Origin of the sequence: Neobacillus sp. PS3-12, from assembly GCF_030915385.1 — a bacterium.
GTDB lineage: Bacteria > Bacillota > Bacilli > Bacillales > Cytobacillaceae > JAEVLT01.
This window is the reverse complement of record NZ_CP133268.1, coordinates 1722828-1744033: the sequence shown is the minus strand read 5'-3', so window position 1 is coordinate 1744033 and position 21206 is coordinate 1722828. Positions and strand designations below refer to the sequence as shown.

General features: G+C 42.6%; 20 protein-coding genes and 5 pseudogenes. 24 read left to right on the top strand and 1 reads right to left on the bottom strand.

Annotation, left to right across the window (positions count from 1 at the left end):
* Together uvrA and RCG17_RS09035 are read left to right on the top strand one after the other, a co-directional pair.
* Positions 1 to 2878: pseudogene (gene uvrA, locus RCG17_RS09040) on the top strand (excinuclease ABC subunit UvrA).
* A 67-nt stretch (positions 2879 to 2945) separates the two neighbouring features.
* On the top strand, positions 2946 to 3077 hold the full coding sequence (locus RCG17_RS09035; RefSeq protein WP_308174843.1) for a hypothetical protein: 132 nt from the start codon (positions 2946 to 2948) through the stop codon (positions 3075 to 3077).
* On the opposite strand, the gene RCG17_RS09030 is transcribed toward RCG17_RS09035, so the two are convergent.
* The gene (locus tag RCG17_RS09030; RefSeq protein WP_308174842.1) at positions 3074 to 3394 is read right to left on the bottom strand and encodes a hypothetical protein; all 321 of its coding nucleotides are present in this window, start codon (positions 3392 to 3394) and stop codon (positions 3074 to 3076) included. The genes RCG17_RS09035 and RCG17_RS09030 overlap by 4 nt on opposite strands.
* Positions 3395 to 3726: 332 nt before the next feature.
* On the opposite strand from RCG17_RS09030, the gene RCG17_RS09025 reads away from it, so the two are divergent.
* The 22 genes and pseudogenes from RCG17_RS09025 (at position 3727) to RCG17_RS08925 (ending at position 21186) form a co-directional block, all read left to right on the top strand.
* Positions 3727 to 4848, top strand: coding sequence for a DUF4097 family beta strand repeat-containing protein (locus RCG17_RS09025; protein WP_308174841.1), 1122 nt, complete (start codon positions 3727 to 3729; stop codon positions 4846 to 4848).
* A gap of 13 nt (positions 4849 to 4861) precedes the next feature.
* Positions 4862 to 5062 carry a PspC domain-containing protein gene (locus RCG17_RS09020; protein ID WP_308174840.1) on the top strand — a complete coding sequence of 67 codons (201 nt, stop codon included), beginning with the start codon at positions 4862 to 4864 and terminating at the stop codon, positions 5060 to 5062.
* Positions 5059 to 5415 (top strand): phage holin family protein, encoded by a 357-nt coding sequence (locus tag RCG17_RS09015; RefSeq protein ID WP_308174839.1) that lies wholly within the window; start codon positions 5059 to 5061, stop codon positions 5413 to 5415. Before RCG17_RS09020 ends, RCG17_RS09015 begins: the two co-directional genes overlap by 4 nt.
* Before the next feature lie 257 nt (positions 5416 to 5672).
* Positions 5673 to 6609, top strand: a pseudogene (hprK, locus tag RCG17_RS09010) (HPr(Ser) kinase/phosphatase).
* A gap of 40 nt (positions 6610 to 6649) precedes the next feature.
* On the top strand, positions 6650 to 7483 hold the full coding sequence (gene lgt / locus RCG17_RS09005) for a prolipoprotein diacylglyceryl transferase (protein ID WP_308174838.1): 834 nt from the start codon (positions 6650 to 6652) through the stop codon (positions 7481 to 7483).
* A 33-nt stretch (positions 7484 to 7516) separates the two neighbouring features.
* Positions 7517 to 7708, top strand: coding sequence for a hypothetical protein (locus RCG17_RS09000; RefSeq protein ID WP_308174837.1), 192 nt, complete (start codon positions 7517 to 7519; stop codon positions 7706 to 7708).
* Complete coding sequence (gene ppaX / locus RCG17_RS08995; RefSeq protein WP_308174836.1) at positions 7692 to 8336, top strand: pyrophosphatase PpaX; 645 nt, start codon at positions 7692 to 7694, stop codon at positions 8334 to 8336. Before RCG17_RS09000 ends, ppaX begins: the two co-directional genes overlap by 17 nt.
* 4 nt (positions 8337 to 8340) lie before the next feature.
* A complete protein-coding gene (locus RCG17_RS28295; protein ID WP_374120908.1) occupies positions 8341 to 8676 on the top strand; it encodes a hypothetical protein in 336 nt (111 codons plus the stop codon).
* Positions 8677 to 8683: 7 nt separating this feature from the next.
* Positions 8684 to 8872 (top strand): annotated as a pseudogene (locus tag RCG17_RS28290) (DapH/DapD/GlmU-related protein); the annotation flags it as partial.
* Between the two features lie 171 nt (positions 8873 to 9043).
* Positions 9044 to 10225, top strand: a complete 1182-nt coding sequence (locus tag RCG17_RS08985; protein ID WP_308174835.1) for an ATP phosphoribosyltransferase regulatory subunit — start codon at positions 9044 to 9046, stop codon at positions 10223 to 10225.
* Entirely contained in the window at positions 10222 to 10857 is a 636-nt protein-coding gene (hisG, locus tag RCG17_RS08980; protein WP_308174834.1) for an ATP phosphoribosyltransferase, read from the top strand. Before RCG17_RS08985 ends, hisG begins: the two co-directional genes overlap by 4 nt.
* Positions 10858 to 10860: 3 nt before the next feature.
* Positions 10861 to 12131 (top strand): annotated as a pseudogene (gene hisD, locus RCG17_RS08975) (histidinol dehydrogenase).
* Positions 12132 to 12433: 302 nt separating this feature from the next.
* Entirely contained in the window at positions 12434 to 13021 is a 588-nt protein-coding gene (hisB, locus tag RCG17_RS08970) for an imidazoleglycerol-phosphate dehydratase HisB (RefSeq protein ID WP_308174833.1), read from the top strand.
* A complete protein-coding gene (hisH, locus tag RCG17_RS08965; RefSeq protein ID WP_308174832.1) occupies positions 13022 to 13660 on the top strand; it encodes an imidazole glycerol phosphate synthase subunit HisH in 639 nt (212 codons plus the stop codon).
* Entirely contained in the window at positions 13657 to 14376 is a 720-nt protein-coding gene (gene hisA, locus RCG17_RS08960; protein WP_308174831.1) for a 1-(5-phosphoribosyl)-5-[(5-phosphoribosylamino)methylideneamino]imidazole-4-carboxamide isomerase, read from the top strand. The genes hisH and hisA overlap by 4 nt, the downstream gene beginning before the upstream one ends.
* Positions 14377 to 14378: 2 nt before the next feature.
* On the top strand, positions 14379 to 15137 hold the full coding sequence (gene hisF, locus RCG17_RS08955) for an imidazole glycerol phosphate synthase subunit HisF (protein ID WP_308174830.1): 759 nt from the start codon (positions 14379 to 14381) through the stop codon (positions 15135 to 15137).
* Positions 15134 to 15752: pseudogene (hisIE, locus tag RCG17_RS08950) on the top strand (bifunctional phosphoribosyl-AMP cyclohydrolase/phosphoribosyl-ATP diphosphatase HisIE). The gene hisF and the pseudogene hisIE overlap by 4 nt, the downstream one beginning before the upstream one ends.
* A 198-nt stretch (positions 15753 to 15950) precedes the next feature.
* Positions 15951 to 17435 carry a tetratricopeptide repeat protein gene (locus RCG17_RS08945; RefSeq protein ID WP_308174829.1) on the top strand — a complete coding sequence of 495 codons (1485 nt, stop codon included), beginning with the start codon at positions 15951 to 15953 and terminating at the stop codon, positions 17433 to 17435.
* 72 nt (positions 17436 to 17507) lie between these two features.
* Positions 17508 to 18497 (top strand): thioredoxin-disulfide reductase, encoded by a 990-nt coding sequence (gene trxB, locus RCG17_RS08940; protein ID WP_308175801.1) that lies wholly within the window; start codon positions 17508 to 17510, stop codon positions 18495 to 18497.
* A gap of 335 nt (positions 18498 to 18832) precedes the next feature.
* Complete coding sequence (locus RCG17_RS08935; RefSeq protein ID WP_308175800.1) at positions 18833 to 19291, top strand: NUDIX hydrolase; 459 nt, start codon at positions 18833 to 18835, stop codon at positions 19289 to 19291.
* 21 nt (positions 19292 to 19312) lie between these two features.
* Positions 19313 to 20206 (top strand): RNase adapter RapZ, encoded by an 894-nt coding sequence (gene rapZ, locus RCG17_RS08930; RefSeq protein ID WP_308174828.1) that lies wholly within the window; start codon positions 19313 to 19315, stop codon positions 20204 to 20206.
* Positions 20203 to 21186: a gluconeogenesis factor YvcK family protein gene (locus RCG17_RS08925; protein WP_308174827.1), complete on the top strand. Its 984-nt coding sequence runs from the start codon at positions 20203 to 20205 to the stop codon at positions 21184 to 21186. The genes rapZ and RCG17_RS08925 overlap by 4 nt, the downstream gene beginning before the upstream one ends.
* The last annotated feature ends 20 nt before the right edge of the window (positions 21187 to 21206 follow it).

Below are 21206 nucleotides of genomic sequence, written 5' to 3'. Positions count from 1 at the left end.
ATGGCGATGGATAAACTGATTGTAAAAGGCGCCAGAGCAAACAATTTAAAAAATATCGATGTCACCATTCCGAGAGATAAGCTGGTTGTGCTAACGGGGCTTTCCGGATCCTGGAAAGTCTTCGCTCGCTTTTGATACGATCTATGCAGAAGGGCAGCGCCGATACGTCGAATCATTGTCGGCGTACGCCCGCCAATTTCTAGGGCAAATGGATAAACCGGATGTGGATACAATTGAAGGTCTTTCCCGGCAATCTCAATTGATCAAAAAACAACGAGCCGCAACCCACGCTCAACAGTGGGAACTGTGACAGAAATCTATGATTATTTGCGGCTTTTATTTGCGCGTGTCGGCAGGCCAACCTGTCCGATCCACCACATCGAGATTAGCTCGCAAACGATTGAGCAAATGGTGGACCGCATTATGGAATACCCAGAGCGGACAAAAATGCAGATTTTAGCTCCAGTGATATCTGGACGAAAAGGTACACATGTTAAAGTTCTTGAAGACATTAAAAAACAAGGATTTGTTCGCGTACGTGTTGATGGCGAGATGGCCGATCTTGGTGATGAAATCGAATTGGAAAAAAATAAAAAACACTCGATTGAAGTAGTCATTGACCGAATTGTCGTCAAAGAAGGCGTTGCTTCACGAGTGGCCGATTCCCTTGAAACTGCATTAAAGCTTGGTGAAGGGAAGGTCATTGTTGATGTTATTGGTGAGGAGGAGCTGCTTTTCAGTGAAAACCATGCTTGTCCGCACTGTGGCTTTTCCATCGGGGAGCTTGAACCGCGGATGTTTTCGTTTAACAGTCCGTTCGGTGCTTGCCCGGAATGTGATGGCCTTGGTTCAAAGCTGGAAGTAGATGTGGATCTTGTTGTGCCTAACAAAGATTTAACCTTGAAGCAGCATGCGATTGCGCCGTGGGAGCCGACGAGTTCGCAATATTATCCGCAGCTCTTGGAAGCGGTTTGCAATCATTATGGCATTGATATGGATATTCCTGTTAAAGACATACCAAAGAATCTATTTGACAAGGTCTTATATGGTTCTGAAGGTGAAAAAGTTTATTTCCGTTATCAAAACGATTTTGGGCAATTACGTGAGGGATATATTGAGTTTGAGGGCGTGTTACGGAATGTTGAGCGCCGCTATAAAGACACAAGCTCAGATTTTATCCGCGAACAAATGGAAAAATATATGGGGCAGCAGCCATGTCCGACCTGTAAAGGCTATCGTTTGAAAAAAGAAAGCCTGGCGGTGTTAATTGACGGGCAGCACATATCCCATGTAACCGATTTTTCGATAACAGAAGCATACCAATTTTTTGAAGGATTACAGTTAACGGAAAAAGAGATGCAAATTGCCCGCTTAATTTTTCGGGAAATTAAGGAGCGACTTGGATTTTTAATTAATGTGGGTCTTGACTATTTGACTTTAAGCCGTGCGGCTGGAACATTGTCAGGCGGGGAAGCGCAGCGGATTCGTCTTGCAACTCAAATTGGTTCGGCCCTGACTGGAGTACTTTATATTTTGGATGAGCCATCGATTGGCCTGCATCAGCGCGATAATGAGCGCTTGATTGACACATTAAAACATATGCGTGATATCGGCAACACCTTGATTGTCGTTGAACACGATGAAGATACGATGCTGGCGGCAGATTATTTAATTGATGTTGGTCCTGGTGCCGGTGTTCATGGCGGGGAAATTGTATCCGCTGGAACCCCTGCGGAGGTCATGGCCGATCCGAATTCGTTAACTGGAGAATATCTTTCTGGTAAAAAATTTATCCCGCTGCCAATAGAGCGAAGGAAGCCCGATGGCCGTTATATTGAAATCAAAGGTGCTTCGGAAAACAATTTAAAAAATGTAAATGTGAAGTTGCCGCTTGGTCTGTTTATTGCAGTAACAGGTGTTTCCAGGATCGGGAAAAAGTACATTGATTAATGAAATCCTTTATAAATCGCTCGCACAAAAGCTGAATCGGGCGAAAACAAAGCCAGGTCAGCATAAGAGTGTGAAAGGCATTGAACAATTAGAAAAGGTGATTGATATCGACCAATCGCCAATTGGCCGGACACCGCGCTCGAACCCGGCAACCTATACAGGTGTATTTGATGATGTTCGCGATGTGTTTGCGGCAACGAATGAAGCAAAGGTTCGCGGCTATAAAAAGGGTCGGTTTAGCTTTAATGTGAAAGGCGGACGCTGTGAAGCCTGCCGTGGTGACGGAATCATCAAGATCGAAATGCACTTTTTGCCTGATGTTTATGTGCCTTGTGAGGTGTGCCATGGCAAACGGTATAACCGTGAAACCCTCGAGGTGAAATACAAAGGGAAAAATATTTCAGAGATTCTCGAAATGACGGTCGAGGATGGATTGCAATTTTTCGAAAACATTCCGAAAATCGCCCGCAAGCTGCAAACGATCGCCGATGTCGGGCTTGGCTATGTGAAACTTGGCCAGCCGGCCACAACACTTTCCGGTGGTGAAGCGCAGCGGGTCAAGCTGGCTTCTGAATTGCATCGCCGTTCAACGGGCAAATCCTTTTATATTTTGGACGAACCGACAACAGGGCTGCATGTTGACGATATTTCGCGCTTGCTTGTCGTGTTGCAAAGGCTGGTTGAAAATGGCGATACCGTGCTTGTCATTGAACATAATCTCGATGTTATTAAAGCAGCCGATCATCTGATCGACCTCGGTCCTGAGGGAGGCGACAAAGGCGGCACCATCGTGGCAACCGGAACGCCAGAGCAAATTACAGAAGTACCAGAATCCTATACAGGTAGATACCTAAAGCCCATTCTCGAACGAGATCGTTTACGGATGAAAAAACAAATTGAAAAACAAGAAATAGCAGTGAAAAGTTAAGAAAACAAAAACACAAGGCCGCGGCCTTGTGTTTTTTGTGTGGTAAGAGATAGGAGGGGGCGGCTAAGTGTTCACCACTTCCTTAGAATTAGAGGAGCTAATCATTCCACTTCTCGAAGAAAAAGCAAGGGAAGTGGAACGAATAGCCGGTGCTCCTCTCAAGCATAGCCAAACGCCAACCGACGAGATTCTTTTTTAATAACCACGAAACACATCTTTATCATAGGGCTGTCGGTTGATTCGCTTGATCTCCTCCTGGATGCATTTGATTTTCCGTCTTAGGATCAGCTGTTCTTCAAGTGGTGTGCATTTTTTAAAAAAGATCTTTTGGATTAATTCCGGAGCAAACATGGTATATAGTTGGAAAGCTAGGACACCGAGAAAACTGAAAATGAGAAATGAGAGGGGTTCTGTTGGACGGAAGAGGCTGTAGAGGATGGCGGCGGCAATCAGGGCGTTAAGGACCATGGAAATGCAGTGTGCTTGTTGCTCTCGTTTGCTGAAAAAGCGATACATTTTGGACCCACTCCTTATTAATGATAATAAGTTGTGATGTTTCCACAAAAATCTCTTTCTACTATTATATTACAGCCGTACCTAATAAAAATATATAGATAATTCTAAAAAAAAGAGCCAAAGATTTGGGCCCAAAACCCCTACACCTAAATACACTCTCAAAAATTTGAAACTTTCCAACCGCTTACAACGTAAAATAGCTAAACTCACTATTGTGATAGTTAGCATTACAGTCATGATTTGGAATATAGTTAAAGGTGTAAAGGTCTTAATGGAAAAATAAAATTACGCGGATTCAGGTCTTTTTTCATAAACCACAAGGAGGTTTATTTATGAATGAGGAAAAAAAGCGGATTTTAAGAATGGTCGAGGAAGGCAAAGTTTCGGCAGAAGAAGCATTTCGTTTACTTGAAGAGTTGGAAAAAGCTTCACAAACAGCTGAACAGAAGCAAGCAGAAATTGTGAAAGAGCTTTCGACAGCAGTCAAATTTGATGAAGCGAAAAAAGAAGAAACGGTTCATCAAAAATTTCAATCAACAAAAGAAAAGATATTCGAATTTGTGGATTCGGCACTGAAAAAAATGAAGGATTTTGATTTAGATTTGAATTTTGGTCAGTCTGTAGAAATTTCACATATTTTTCAACAAGGTGATGTTTTCTTGAAGGAATTGGATTTCGATGTGGCGAATGGTTCTCTTAAATTAATTCCATGGAGCCAAAACGATGTCCGGATTGAATGTCAGGCAAAAGTATATCGAGTAGATAACCAGGATCAGGCACGGCAAAACTTTTTAAAGGACATCAACTTTGCCATCGAGGGAGAAAAGCTGCGTTTTACAACCCAGCAAAAATGGATGAAGGTAGAGGCGGTTGCCTACATTCCGCAAAAACAATATGAAAAAGCACGGATACGGATTTTTAACGGCCCGATTCAGGGAGAAAAACTCGAGGTCGCTAATCTACGTGTAAAAACAGCAAATGGAAAAATTGATCTTTCAGAAATTAGCGGAAGTAAGCTAGAAGCGGAAACTGCTAATGGGCGAATTAAGATTCGTCAAAGTCTTGTGGATGTTCTTGAAGCAGAAACCATCAACGGGGCCATAAAATTGGATGGAGACTTCCAAATTGTTGAGGCCCAAAGCTTCAACGGAAATTTAACAACGAATCTGAACGGAGCTCGCTGCAAATCGATTACGGCCAGGGCCACGACAGGCAGCGTTGATATTTACGTTCCCGAGGGGAATTCTGTAAATGGAGAAGTTAGGTCAAATTTAGGCGGTTTTAATATTTTGCTCGATGGAATTCATATTACTGAGGAAAAAAATGAAGTCATTCAGAAGCTGCTTCGCTTCCAATCGGTAAACAAAACAGCATCGGCCTTAACAGTGATTGCAGAAACGAAGACAGGTTCTATTTCGGTCCAAAAAACCGATAAGGTAGTTCCATTCAAATAGGAGGGAATTTAGTTTGAAAACGTGGGAGCGATCAAGAACAAATCGTGTGTTTGCGGGTGTACTGGGAGGAATAGCGGAACGACTGGGTGTTAAGGCAAGATGGCTTCGCCTTCTTTTCATTATTTTAGTGTTTGTCACGGCCTTTTTACCAATGTCATTATTGTATATTCTGCTGATGTTTATGATGCCAAATGACCAAGGTAACACACGATGAAGTGGCTGCTGGGAATTCTCATTAATGCGGTATTGTTTATGGCCTTGGCCGGGTACTTTAATGGCAGCTTTCATGTCTCTGGTTTTGCGGCAGCCATATCGGCGAGCTTTCTATTATCGATCTTAAATGTTCTTGTTCGCCCGCTCCTGATTTTGTTAACTTTGCCCGCAACTGTTCTTACTCTGGGCTTATTCCTGTTTGTCATTAATGCCGTTACGCTGGAACTGACTGATATGTTGATGGGAACAGACTTTGAAATTTCCGGTTTTGGGATGGCCTTGCTGGCAACAGTCATTATGTCAATCGTCAATCTGGTGATCCAAAAAACAATTTTTCATGAACAACACCAATAGCGCCGAGCAAGCGCTATTTTTTTGTGGCTGGTTTAAAGGAAATGGCTGATTTTTTTACATGTTGATTGGAGCGGAAATCAACAGACAAATTTAACACAGCCAAGGTTAGCTATTTTTCCTTGATTTTCAATCACCGAATACTTTTTGTTCTTTTCGAAAAAATGTTAAAATAAGAGACAGTTGAAAATATGAATTTTTAACGCTAACAACACAACAACAACGAATCGTATTTTGAAAGATTAAAGGAGGGAATCCGTTTGCCGAAAGTGCGAACAAAAGATATATTAGAAAAATTCCAGCTAGATTTAATTAGTGGGGAAGAAGGAATCAACCGTCCCATTACCATGAGTGATATATCCCGTCCAGGAATTGAAATGGCCGGCTGACTTTGACTATTATCCCGCCGAACGGATTCAGTTATTAGGCAAAACAGAATTATCCTTTTTTAATCAGCTATCTGCCAGTGAACGTGCATCAAGAATGGAGCAGTTATGCACCGATATAACACCAGCGATTATTGTGACAAGGGGTCTTGAGGTTCCGCCAGAGTTAATTGAAGCATCGGAGCGGGAATCTGTTCCCGTTTTAAAGGTCACAATGAAAACGACTCGTTTTTCAAGCAGGCTGACAAACTTTTTGGAAAGTAAATTAGCTCCGACAACAGCCGTTCATGGTGTTCTTGTTGATATTTATGGGGTGGGTGTATTAATTACCGGACAAAGCGGTGTTGGTAAAAGTGAAACGGCTTTGGAATTGGTCAAACGCGGTCACCGGCTTGTGGCTGATGATTGTGTGGAAATCCGCCAGGAAGACCAGGATACATTAGTTGGTACATCACCTGAATTAATCGAACACTTACTTGAAATCCGCGGCTTAGGAATCATTAACGTCATGACGCTCTTTGGCGCAGGGGCCATCCGCGGTCATAAGAAAATTTCCCTTGTTGTCTACTTGGAGATTTGGGATCCAAAACGACAGTATGATCGCTTGGGGCTCGACGAAGAGAAAATTAAAATTATCGACACAGAAATTCAAAAGCTTACTATTCCTGTAAGGCCAGGGCGTAACCTTGCGATTATTATCGAGGTTGCAGCGATGAATTTCCGTTTAAAAAGAATGGGCGTCAATGCTGCTCAGCAATTCACTGAGCGTCTCTCTGATGTGATTGAAGAAGGCGAGCATGAAGATATTTAGTATTCTTAAAGATTGAAAAACAAAGGAGAGATTTTAATTCATGAATGAAACAATTAAGCCGCTTAATCCGATTGCTTTTACACTTGGCCCGATTCAAGTGCATTGGTATGGGATTATTATTGGTTCAGGTTTGGCCTTGGCTTTGTATTTGGCCATCCGTGAAGGAAATAAACGCGGACTGCCTAAAGAGACGTTTGCTGATTTAATGATTTGGGCGATTCCAATTTCCATTATTTGTGCCCGCATCTATTATGTTTTGTTTGAATGGGGATATTATTCAAAGCATCTTAGTGAAGCGCCTAAAATATGGCAAGGCGGGATTGCGATCCATGGAGCTATTATTGGCGGTGTCCTTACAGTCTTCTTTTTTGGCCGCTCAAAAGGCATTTCTTTTTGGAAAATAACTGACATTGCCGCCCCAAGTCTTATTCTTGGCCAAGCGATTGGCCGCTGGGGCAATTTCATGAACCAGGAAGCACATGGCGGCCCAGTTAGCCGAGCATTCCTTGAAAACCTGCATTTACCGAAGTTTATTATCGATCAAATGTATATTCAAGGAACCTACTATCATCCAACGTTTTTATATGAATCCATTTGGGATATCACTGGCTTTATTTTGCTTGTCCTTCTGCGCAGAGTGAATTTAAGGCGCGGGGAATTGTTTATGTCTTACTTAATTTGGTATTCCATCGGCCGCTTCTTCGTTGAAGGCATGCGGACAGACAGCTTAATGCTGACATCAACACTTCGCATGGCACAAATGATTTCCATTGCGCTTGTCGTACTTGCCATTGTCATCATTATATATAGAAGAAAAGCGGGGCTTGCGGACCTTCGCTATCAGGATAAAAGCAATCAGGGGTTATCACACTAAAGGGGAGTAGCGAGAAATGATTGGCTCGATGCGATGATTTTTCTCGCTGCCTGCCACGCCATTGTTGAGGATACATTGCTGTTTGCGCCGCTCGGTGTCCCGATTTATGGATTGTTTGGCATTCGCTTTAGCGTCGCCGTTATTTTAACGTTAGTGATTGGGAACATTTGGAGACGTTCGGGCATCATGAAAAGAAAGGAACCATCTTATGAACAAAAATATTGATACCATTTTATTTGATTTGGACGGAACACTCGTTGATACAAACGAATTAATTATTTCCTCTTTCCTGCACACCCTTGGAAAATATTATCCTGACAAGTTTAAGCGTGAGGATGTACTTCCATTTATGGGGCCTTCACTTTATGAAACGTTCGGCGGAATTGATCCTGAGCGGGCAGAAGAAATGATTCGTGAGTACCGTACATACAATCATGAAAATCATGATCTTCTTGTAAAGGAATTTAAAGGTGTGAACGAAACGGTTAAAAGGTTGAAAGACAACGGTTTTAAAATCGCCATTGTTTCAACTAAAATCCTTGATACCGTAGTAAAGGGCTTGAAGCTGACCAAGCTTGATCCTTATTTTGATGTCATTGTCGCCTTGGATCATGTTGAGAAGCCAAAGCCTGACCCTGAAGCGATTTATGTCGCCTTGAAACAATTGGATTCAACTTCGGAGAAGGCCATTATGGTTGGTGACAACTACCATGATATTTTGGCTGGAAAAAATGCCGGAACAAAAACGGCCGCGGTTGCTTGGTCGTTAAAAGGTAGAGACTTTCTTGCTAAATATGAGCCAGACTTTATACTGGATGAAATGTCTGATTTATTAAAGATTGTCGGAGAGTGACCACATGCGAAAAACCGTCCGCTATCCGGTCGAGGGTGCAAATTCCTTATGGCAAGTTTACAAAACCGTGTCCTTTTGGAAGGTTGTGAAAAACTTTATTGTCATTGAACTGGCCCGTTATACACCTTTTCTTGGGGTGAAAAACTGGTTGTACCGTACTTTTTTACATATGAAAATAGGGGAGAAAACCTCTTTTGCCTTAATGGTGATGCCGGATACGATGTTTCCTGAAAAAATAACGGTCGGTACCAATTCGGTGATTGGCTATAATACAACCATTCTTGCCCATGAGTATCTAATTAAAGAATACCGGCTTGGCCCAGGTAATTATTGGCAGTGAAGTCATGATTGGAGCCAATTCAACGATCCTTCCGGGGGTGACAATCGGGGACGGGGCCATCGTCTCCGCTGGTACCGTGGTTCATAAGGATGTAAAGCCAGGTACCTTCGTTGGCGGCAACCCAATGAGACTGATCTATTCACAAGAACAATTAGCGCAGCGGCGGGCAAATGACCCCGTCTATCAACCAAGATGAGCCTGGTAGATGACCGGGCTTTTTGCACATCCGACGTATGTACATTTATGCTGAATTTTGTGTTTTTCGATTGACGATTTTTCTCGAAAAGGGTAAACTACATATAACTTTAATTTATTAGCATATTAGCGAACTAAAGGATTTTTACTTTTGAAAAAAAGGATGAAGAATATGAGCCGCTTGTTTATGTTTGAAAAACCTCTTGGGATGAGGGATACTCTTCCGGAGTTATATGAAAAAAAATATCGGATTCGTTCGTTAATGGAAGATGTCATAAAGCAGTGGGGTTATTCTTTTATCGAAACACCCACATTAGAATATGAAGAAACCGTTGGAGCCGCTTCAGCCATACTTGATCAGCAGCTCTTTAAATTGTTAGACCGTGAAGGACATACGCTTGTGCTTAGACCAGACATGACAGCACCCATTGCCAGGGTTGCTGCATCAAAGCTGTTAAACGAAAATTTACCGCTCCGTATTGCTTATAGCGCCAATGTCTTTCGTGCCCAACAGCGCGAAGGCGGACGTCCTGCTGAATTTGAACAAATCGGCATCGAGCTGATTAACGATGAAACGGTCTCAAGTGACGGCGAAGCCATTGCCTTAATGGTTTCAGCGTTAAAGGAAACAGGTCTGAAGGATTTTCAGCTATCGGTTGGGCATGTGGCCTTTGTCCAGGAATTATTTTTACAAATACTAGGAACAGAAGATCGCGCCGATGCGCTGAGAAGATTTCTATATGAAAAAAATTACGTAGGTTACCGTCAACATGTGAATACTTTGGCTTTATCTTCGATTGATAAGCAGCGCTTGCTGGGCCTGCTTGAATTGCGCGGCGGTGATGAAGTAATTGGCAAAGCCCTTGATCTTGTTGAAAATGAACGTGGCAAGGCAGCTATTTTACAATTAAAGGAATTGGCGGATGTGATTAAGGATTATGGTGAGCAGGAGAAAGTGAAATTTGATTTAACGCTTCTCAGCCATATGAGTTATTATACAGGCATTTTGTTTGAAGTTTACGCTGGCAAAGTTGGTTTCCCAATAGGCAACGGCGGCCGTTACGGATTGCTTGAGAAGTTTGGCAAAAAAGCAAGTGCAACCGGATTTGCCGTTCGCTTGGATCGCCTGATTGAAGCATTGGGCAACATTGAGCAAAAAGTGCCTGTTCAGCTTGTTGTTTTTAGCCAAGAACGCCGCAAGGAAGCCTTTGAACTAGCAAAAAAACTGCATCAGGAAGGAAAACGAGCTGTTCTCCAGGATATCAATGGTGTAAAAAATTTAGATGCCTATACCCATCAATTTGAAGATACCACTTTTCTTTTAGGGAAAGCAGGAAAGGGGCCTGCACAATGAGTATATTAACGATTGCAATGCCAAAAGGACGAATTTTTGAAGAAGCCTTAGTATTATTACGGAAAGCCGGCTACAAGCTGCCGCCGGAATTTGATGAAAACCGAAAATTAATCATCGATGTCGAGGAAGAGGGGCTACGTTTTATTCTCGCCAAACCAATGGACGTCCCAACCTATGTCGAGCATGGCGTGGCGGATTTGGGAATCGCCGGCAAAGATGTGATGCTCGAAGAGGAACGAGACGTTTATGAGCTCTTGGATTTAAAGATTAGTGCCTGTTATTTAGCAGTTGCAGGCATGCCAAATACAAAAATGAGCGATGTCGCACCGCGTGTGGCAACGAAATATCCAAGAGTCGCCGCAGCATATTTCCGCGAACAGGGCGAACAGGTGGAGATTATTAAATTAAATGGTTCGATTGAATTGGCACCAATGATTGGTTTATCTGACCGCATTGTTGATATTGTCTCAACCGGCCGAACACTGGTTGAAAATGGCTTAGTAGAATACGAACGGATTGTCGATATTACATCAAGATTAATTGTCAATCCTGTCAGCTATCGAATTCATGATGAAAAAATCAGCGAGCTTGTCACTCGTTTAAGTAAAGTCGTCACAAAGGAAGGTCTTTAAGAGATGAAAATACTACAGGTAAATGAACTCGTTTCGATCAAACGCTCGATTGAAGCGGGAACAGCACAGCAGCTGGAAGTCGTCCAAAAGATTATTGCCGATATACGTGCCAATGGTGATGCTGCCCTTAGAGAATATACTTTAAAATTTGATCGTGTTAACTTGGAATCCTTTGCCGTTCCTGAGGCTGAAATTGAGGAAGCGTATGGTCTGGTGGATTCCGGCTTTGTAGAAATCGTTCGCGAAGCTGCCTCGAACATTCGTGTTTTTCACGAAAAACAACTGCGTCCTTCCTGGATGACTACGGAAGAAAACGGCACGATCCTTGGCCAAAAAGTTACTCCGCTTGATTCAGTTGGCGTTTATGTACCAGGCGGAACGGCTGCCTATCCTTCTTCTGTTTTAATGAACGTTGTTCCCGCACATGTTGCCGGGGTGAAGCGAATCGTCATGGTATCGCCTCCGAATAAAGAAACTGGCAAGCTGCCACCAGCTGTGTTGGTTGCGGCCAAGGAAGCCGGCGTCAAAGAAATTTATAAAGTGGGCGGGGCCCAAGCAATTGCTGCGCTTGCTTACGGAACTGAATCGATTCAACCAGTCGATAAAATTACCGGCCAGGAAATATTTTTGTCGCACTTGCTAAAAAAGAGGTATTTGGTGATGTCGATATCGACATGATCGCCGGTCCTAGTGAGATTGCTGTTCTCGCCGATGATTCAGCCTATGCTGACGAGGTGGCCGCTGATTTATTATCACAGGCAGAACACGATCCGCGTGCTTGCAGCGTTCTCGTTACTCCATCTATGAAGTTAGCCGAAGCAGTTTCTGCAGAAGTAGAAAAACAATTAGCGGTTTTACCGCGACGCAAAATTGCCGAGCGCTCGATTGAGGATTACGGTGTGATTTATGTGACTGCTGATTTAGAAGAAGCCATTGCAACTGTTAACCAATTGGCGCCTGAGCATCTTGAGGTAGTGGTTGAAAATGCGATGGAGGTACTTGGCAAAATTCATCATGCTGGAGCGATCTTTGTCGGCCGCTACAGTTCAGAGCCGGTCGGCGATTATTTTGCCGGACCGAACCATGTGCTGCCAACCAATGGCACTGCTCGTTTTTCGAGCCCATTAAACGTCGATGATTTTCAAAAGAAATCAAGTGTCATCATTTACAGTGAAAAAGCCTTAAAAGACAACGCCGCAAAAATCGCCGAGTTTGCTAGGATGGAAGGCCTCGAAGCTCATGCTCGGGCGGTTGAAGCGCGGTTGAATAAATAGAATAAAGAATAAGGAATGCCGTGGTCGGCTCGATTCCCGTGAGGCAGAAAAAAGAGAACCTAAGGTCACTGAGAAAACTTCTCAATGCCCGTGAGGCAGAAAAAAGAGAGCCCAAGGTCATCGAGAGAGCGTCTCGATGCCCGAAAAGCAGAAAAAAGAAAGCTCAAGGTCATCGAGAAAGATTCTCAATACCCGAAGGATAGAAAAAGGAGAGCCCAAGGTCATCGAGAAAGTTGACCGAAAAAATCTCTAAATAGGCCGCCAATCTCAAATATATACAAACAACCACAAGGAGGTACTCCATGGAACGGACAGCCAGCATTGAACGCAATACAAATGAAACACAAATCAAACTATCATTGGACATTGATGGAGAAGGACAAGCCAATCTTAACACGGGTGTACCTTTTCTTACGCACATGCTTGATTTATTCACGAAGCATGGCCTATTTAACCTTACAATTGATGCAAACGGTGATACGGAAATCGACGACCACCATACATCTGAGGATATCGCCATCTGTTTAGGACAGGTAATTCGTGAAGCACTTGGAGATAAAAAAGGAATCAAGCGGTATGGAAATTCATTTGTGCCAATGGATGAAACTCTTGCGCAGGTTGTCATCGATTTGAGCAACCGTCCGCATTTCGAAATGCGTGCCGACTTCCCTTCGCAAAGAGTAGGTACGTTTGATACCGAATTAGTTCATGAATTTTTATGGAAGCTGGCCTTGGAAGCCCGCATGAACCTTCATGTCATTGTTCATTACGGCCATAACACCCACCATATGATTGAAGCAGTATTTAAAGCATTAGGCCGCGCTTTAGATGAAGCAACCACCATTGATCCCCGTATTAAGGGAGTTCCTTCAACGAAAGGGATGTTATAAATGATTGGGATTGTTGATTATGGAATGGGAAATTTGTTCAGTGTCAGTAAGGCACTAGAGCGACTTGGCGCAGAGTACATGATCACTAGCGATAAACAGGCTCTCATGTCTTCTGATGCCTTGCTCCTTCCAGGAGTTGGTGCCTTTCGCGATGCGATGCTGCGCTTAAATGAAGACGGGCTTACCGAAACCATTCATAAATTTGCCAAAACCGGAAAACCATTGCTTGGCATCTGTCTTGGCATGCAGCTTTTATTCGAGGACAGTGACGAAAATGGCTTTACTGAAGGACTCAAGCTTCTGCCAGGTTCGGTTCGCCGTTTTCCAGGAAATACTGCCGAAGGGGAAAGCTATAAGGTTCCGCACATGGGATGGAATAAGCTCCAATTTGTCAAAGAGTCCCCACTTTTAGAAGGGCTCAATGAAGATTTTGTTTATTTCGTACATTCCTATTTTGTTAATGCCAAAGAGTCAGATGTTTTGTTGGCAAAAGCAAGCTATCATGAAGAAGTTTCTGCTGTCGTTGGGCGCGGCAATATTTTCGGAATGCAATTCCATCCGGAAAAAAGCAGTAAACTTGGGATGGCCCTGTTAACCAATTTTTTAAAGCTTGTCCAAGAAAGGAAGGCAGTTCAATGAGTTTTACCATTTATCCGGCGATTGATATGAGGGGCGGCAATTGTGTTCGTCTCCTCCAAGGGGATTATAATCAAGAAACTGTGTATGGAGATTCACCATTTGATATGGCCAGCCAGTTTGCCAAAACGGGAGCGCAATGGATTCATATGGTTGACCTCGACGGTGCCAAAGACGGGAAACGGGTTAATGACCGCTTTGTGATTCAAGCGGCAAAAGAGTTGAAGGCACAAGTGCAAATTGGCGGCGGAGTCCGTACTGAAGCGGACATTCTTCATTATTTGGAAAATGGCGTTGACCGGGTCATCATCGGCAGTATTGCCGTTTCAAACCCGGAATTTGCTACCGAGATGATCCGCAAATATGGAGCTAAAATTGCTGTTGGCATCGATGCCAAAGACGGATTTGTCGCAACACATGGCTGGCTCGATACTTCTAAAGTTCGTGCTGTTGAGCTTGGCAAACGGTTTGCAGATGCTGGTGCAGAGACCTTTATTTTTACAGACATTGCTACCGATGGGACGCTTGCCGGTCCGAATATCCAAGCTGTCCTTGAAATGCAAGAAGCTACTGGAAAAACCGTCATTGCTTCGGGCGGGGTCAGCAGTCTCGCAGACTTAAAAGTGATTGCTGCCAAAGGCATCAGCGGTGCGATTGTCGGCAAAGCACTCTATGAAAATCGCTTTACGCTTGATGAAGCCTTAAAAGAGGTGAAATGATTATGCTGACAAAACGGATTATTCCTTGCCTTGATGTGAAAGAAGGACGAGTTGTCAAAGGGATTCAATTTGTTCAGCTCCGTGATGCCGGCGATCTGGTTGAACTTGCCAAGTTTTATGATGAAGAAGGTGCGGACGAACTTGTTTTCTTAGATATTTCTGCTTCCCACGAAGGGCGGAAAACAATGGTCGAAGTGGTCAAGGCGGTTGCGTCTCAATTAGCGATTCCATTTACAGTCGGCGGCGGAATTAATGCCCTTGAGGATATGAAACGAATTCTCCGTGCAGGAGCAGATAAAGTTTCCCTGAACACAGCTGCAGTCCAGAATCCTGCCCTGATTGAAGAAGGTGCACGCTTTTTTGGTTCACAGTGCATTGTCGTTGCCATTGACGCTAAGTATGATGAAGAATGGGGAACATGGCGTGTGTTTACACATGGAGGACGAACACCTACTGAGCGAAAGGTAGTGGAATGGGCACAGGAAGCAGCTGGACTTGGCGCAGGGGAGATCCTCTTGACAAGCATGGACAGTGATGGTGAGAAAAATGGTTTTGATCTCGAGCTAACACGTGCGGTTAGCGAGGCTGTTACGATTCCAGTGATTGCTTCTGGCGGTGCCGGGAATGCCGATCATTTTGTCGATGCTTTTGAAAAAGGAAAAGCAGATGCTGCCTTGGCGGCTTCGATTTTTCACTATAAGGAAACCTCGGTGCATGAAGTCAAAAGCTACCTGAAGGAAAAGGGAGTTGTTGTAAGATGAAGGCACTAGGAGTAAAATTTGATGAGAAGGGACTTGTACCCGCAATCGTTCAGGACGCTGAAACGAAAGAAGTACTGACGCTTGCTTATATGAACGAGGAGTCGCTCGCCAAAACGTTGGAAACAAAGGAAACATGGTTTTGGAGCCGATCTCGTCAGGAGTTATGGCATAAAGGGGCAACAAGCGGCAATACGCAGAAGGTGGTTGAAATGAAGCTAGACTGCGACTGCGATGCGATTGTTGTGCTTGTTCACCCAAACGGTCCGGCATGTCATACGGGTGCAATCAGTTGTTTTTCGGAAGGAGTAATCAAAAATGGAAGAATATGAAATCCTCAGAAAATTGGAACAAGTAATCATTAGTCGGGAAAAAGAACGTCCGGAAGGTGCCTATACAACGTATTTGTTTGAAAAAGGCGTGGATAAAATTTTGAAAAAGGTCGGCGAAGAGTCAGCAGAAGTCATTATCGCCGCTAAAAATCGCAGCCACGAAGAACTAAAATGGGAAGCATCCGATTTGCTATACCACTTAATGGTCTTGTTAGTGGAGCAGGAGCTGCCGTTCACAGAAGTATTAAAAACCCTTGAAGAAAGACATCAAGAAAGAGAAAAATAGAATTTTTAAAAACTGGCTGAACAAAAGCCAGTTTTTTATCGCCTAATTTCATGGATTATTCCCCATTTTTTCTGCAATTGTAAAAAATGTGTGACTATTCACAATTTTGTACCTTTACTTTCTTTTCAATCCCTTCTCCCACAGCAAGGACATATGATATACTACTGTAGTTATGTTTAATGGAAAGATGGAGGAATTATGAGTAAAAATGCGAAAGCAACAATTCAAAAGGGAAAAATTCTTTCCTTTCTACCTACAGGTGAATATTATTTTAAAGAGGGCTTAAAGGCTTATCATCGCCGTAATTATACAAAATCCAGGAAATACTTGGAGAGGGCATTTCAGCTTGAGCCTGGCGAACCGATGATTGCTTGCCAATTAGCGATTATTTTAACTGAGCTTGGTGAGTATGAAGAATCGAACAGGCTGTTGCATATTATCCTCGAGGAATTGGATGAGGAAATGACGGAATGTCATTATTTACTTGCAAATAACTATGCCCACCTTGGATTTTTTAAGGATGCCTATCAACATGCGAATCTTTATATGGAACTCGACCCTGATGGCGATTTTTCAGAGGATACCGAGGATTTGCTTGAGCTCCTCTCGATGGAGTCAGATGAACTAGAGGAAGAGCTATATGAACAAGACGATCTAATCATGAAGCAGGAGCAGGCCCGTGAGCTTTTGGAATCGGGCTATTTCGAAAAAGCGATTGAGCTTCTTCACTATGTCATCAAAGAGTATCCTGAATATTGGTCTGCTTATAATAATCTCGCCCTTGCTCATTTCTATTTGGGTGAAGTTGAAAAGGCTGAGGATATCTTAAAGGATGTATTAGAGCGCAATCCTGGTAATCTTCATGCGCTATGCAATCAGCTTGTGTTTGCGCATTACCAGCGTGAGACAGAAAAAGTAAAGAGCTTATTAGAAGGACTGCAAAAAATTCAGCCACTCTTGTCAGAGCAGCAGTTTAAGCTTGGTGCTACGTTTGCATTGGTCGGTGAATATGTATTCGCATACGGCTGGCTGAAAAAGCTTTATAAACATGGATTTGATGGAGATGCGCCATTTTATTATTGGCTCTCCTATGCAGCATATTATACAGACCATGAAAACTTTGCTCGGAATATTTGGAAAAAAGTATTAGAATTAAATCCCGAAAAAGAAGGCTTTGAACCTTGGAATGATGAAAAGGGATCAAGCCAAGCTTTCGAAAAACGTTCAAGTTCAGCCATTCTAAAACTAGAAAGTGAACATCTGGAGGAACGATTATTTGCCCTTTTTCTTATTTCCCTTTCACCTAAAAAAGGCTCGTTGTTAGCATCTGTTAAAACGGATCATCTCACAGTACCTGAGAAGCATTACCTCTCCTACTTAAATCATGGAGACCACTCTTCCGCTGCTGATGCCCATGAGATTGCCAACCATTTATATCGGCATTATAAGCCGATTGGTCAGGTTGAAGCTGGATTATACTTGTTGTGGTTCTCCATTTTTAACGAATTGGCAGAACAAAAAGTTACCTTGAAAAATCAAAAAGCCTGGGCTGCTGCAACAGATTATGTTTGGAATAAACTTCGCAGTGAAAAAGTTTCTCAGCAAGAAGTTGCAGATCGTTATGGACTCTCTTCAGCCACAGTTGGCAAATATGTAAAAATGGTGAACGAATATATCGAGTAAGATATCAGGCCCTGAGCAAAAGGGTGGACGAAGATTGTGTTGTTTTATAGGATATGATTATCAGGGAATAATATTGAAAAGAAAGCTTTTTTCAGTAGAGGAGTGAACAACATGTCAGAGGAAAAAATCTATGATGTTATTATTGCTGGTGCCGGACCTGCAGGAATGACAGCAGCTGTCTATACCTCAAGAGCAAATTTGTCGACATTAATGATTGAACGCGGAATACCTGGCGGTCAAATGGCTAACACAGAGGAAGTTGAGAATTATCCTGGATATGAGAGCATTCTAGGTCCAGATTTATCGACTAAAATGTTTGAACATGCCAAAAAATTTGGTGCTGAATATGCTTATGGTGATATTAAGGAAATTATTGATAACGGTGAAACGAAAACAGTTGTAGCAGGTTCTAAGCAATATAAAGCTTACTCGGTTATTATTGCAGCAGGGGCAGAATACAAAAAACTTGGTGTGACAGGCGAAAAAGAACTAGGAGGCCGTGGTGTTTCCTACTGTGCAGTCTGTGATGGGGCGTTTTTTAAAGGAAAAGAACTTGTTGTCGTTGGCGGCGGAGATTCCGCTGTTGAAGAGGGCGTTTATTTAACCAGATTTGCTTCCAAAGTGACCATTATCCATCGCCGCAGTCAGCTTCGTGCCCAAAAGATTCTTCAAGATCGAGCGTTTGCGAATGACAAAGTTGATTTTATTTGGAATCATACGGTGAAAGAAATTCACGCAGCAGATGGTAAAGTTGGCGGTCTGACACTTGTTTCAACTCAAGATGGTTCAGAATCAGAATTTAAAGCAGATGGTGTATTCATTTATGTAGGGATGCTGCCATTGTCAAAGCCATTCGAGAACTTGGGTATTACCAACGAAAATGGCTATATTGAAACAAATGAGCAAATGGAAACCAAGGTACCAGGAATTTTTGCTGCTGGAGATATCCGTGAAAAGACACTTCGTCAAATTGTAACGGCAACAGGTGACGGCAGTATTGCTGCCCAAGCAGCCCAGCATTTTGTTGAGGAAATTAAAGAAGAATTAAAATTAAAGCAATAATTTTTATCTGATTTTAATTCTACTGTAACAGTAGTGAAATAATGGAAGGGTATGATTAAGGGAGTAATTGACCCCCTTTAATATAATCCTTTCAAGCATAGGTATAACTGCCTGTGCTCTTTTTTTTGGAAAAAGTTTTTCTTCGCTTTTCAAGTGTCCTCTTACGCTTTTCGGATAATTTACACAATATCAACTTTGGATTCATTGTGACCGAATATGAAAAATAGTATAATGAATAGAATCAATAATGCTATCTCAAAAAGTTTTTAGTGGGAAGCGTGAAAAAGCTGCTTCTTGCTATTCAATACAGTGTTTTTACGATTGAGGTGAAGATGATGCAGAGAGTCACCAATTGTGTATTGAAAAGGGATGATCAAGTTTTGTTGCTCCAAAAGCCAAGACGGGGATGGTGGGTTGCTCCGGGTGGCAAGATGGAACCAGGTGAATCGGTCAGAGATTCATGTGTCCGTGAATTTCGGGAAGAAACAGGCATCTATCTGAAAAATCCACAATTAAAGGGAATTTTTACTTTTATTATGAAAGAAGACGAACAAGTCATCAATGAATGGATGATGTTCACCTTTATTGCAACGGATTCAGATGGAGTCAACTATGAACAAAGTGTTGAAGGAAAGCTAGAGTGGCAGCCGATTGAAAAGATAAAAGAACTGCCAATGGCTGAAGGAGACCATCATATTCTTGATTATATGGTCCACGGAAATGGGATTATATACGGAACATTTACCTATACAAAAGATTTTACATTAATTGGCTATAGGCTTGATCCAAGTTAAACCAGTAGAGGAGGAATTGCAATGAGTACCGGGGCGACGAACGATACCCAAATGGTCATAATTACGGGGATGTCTGGGGCAGGAAAAACAGTTGCCATCCAAAGCTTTGAAGATCTAGGTTTCTTTTGTGTCGATAACCTTCCTCCTACGCTCCTGCCAAAATTCCTAGAACTTATGAAGGAGTCTGGGAATAAGATGAATAAAGTAGCATTGGTTATGGACCTGAGAGGCAGGGAATTTTTTGACGATCTTTTCAGAGCTCTAGATGACTTAGCTGAAACCTCTTGGGTTACGCCGCAGATCCTCTTCCTTGATGCTGATGATTCAACCCTCGTCAGACGGTACAAAGAGACAAGGCGCTCACATCCGCTTGCCCCACAAGGTCTGCCACTTGAAGGAATTCAGTCAGAACGCGAAATCCTTGAAGAGTTAAAAGGAAGAGCTCAAATTATTTATAATACATCCCAGATGAAACCAAAGGATCTTCGGGAAAAAATTCTTAATGAATTTAACAAAAATAATAAGGCGATTTTTACTGTCAATGTCATGTCGTTTGGATTTAAGCATGGAATTCCGATTGATGCTGACCTGGTTTTTGACGTGCGTTTCCTGCCAAATCCCCACTATATTGAGCATATGAGACCAAAAACGGGGCTTGATGATGAGGTTTACAGCTATGTATTAAAATGGAGTGAAACGCAGAAGTTTTTAGAAAAAGTAACAGAATTGTTGGCCTTTATGCTACCGCATTACATGCGGGAAGGAAAAGCGCAGCTGGTTGTAGCAATTGGATGTACAGGCGGGCAGCACCGTTCGGTCGCATTAGCTGAATATATTGGTCACTTTTTTGAAAAAGATTATAAGACGAATATTTCACATCGTGACATTGAGAGGAGAAAGGATAAAACTAAATGAAACAACACGGACAGCCTAGAATCGTCATCATTGGCGGTGGAACCGGGTTACCTGTTCTCTTAAGGGGCTTAAAGCAGTACCCTGTTGATATTACCGCAATTGTTACAGTTGCGGATGATGGGGGTAGCTCAGGGAGATTGCGGCATGACCTGCATATACCGCCGCCAGGTGATATTAGAAATGTTTTAGCTGCTTTATCCGATGTAGAACCGCTCATTGAAGAGATGTTTCAGCACCGCTTCAAAACTTCAAATGAATTATCCGGACATTCGCTGGGGAATTTGATCTTGGCTGCCATGACTTCGATTACAGGTGATTTTGTCCATGCCATTCAAGAGATGAGCAAGGTTTTAAATGTACATGGAAAAGTTCTTCCCGCTGCCAATGTCAGTGTTGTTTTGAATGCGGAATTAGAGGATGGAACGATTATTTCCGGTGAATCAAAGATTCCGTATTCTGGTAAAAAAATCAATAAAGTTTTTTTGACACCGAAGGATATCCGTCCGCTGCCGGAAACAATTCAAGCAATTAGAAATGCGGACATGATTATTCTAGGACCTGGAAGTTTATATACAAGTATTCTCCCCAACCTCTTGGTACCCATTCTCGGTCAGGAAGTTCGACGTTCTGAAGCAAAAAAGGTGTACATTTGCAATCTGATGACCCAGGCAGGAGAAACATATGGTTTTACCGCAAGCGATCATGTAAAAGCCTTGTATGATCACTTAGGCTTTGGGTTTATAGATACAATTTTGATTAATAATGAAGAAGTTCCAAAGGATATTCAACTTCGATACAATCGTGAATTAGCATATCCCGTTTATTATGACCTTCCAGTCCTTGATGAGCTGGGATTGGAGGTAGTAGTAGCAGATATTGCTGAACTTGCAAATGGGGCCTTAAGACACGACCCTAAAAAAGTAGCGGAAATTTTATATAATTTGCTTATAATTGAAACCAAACGAAGGTATAAATCGTAATAATAGCCGTGCGAAATTTT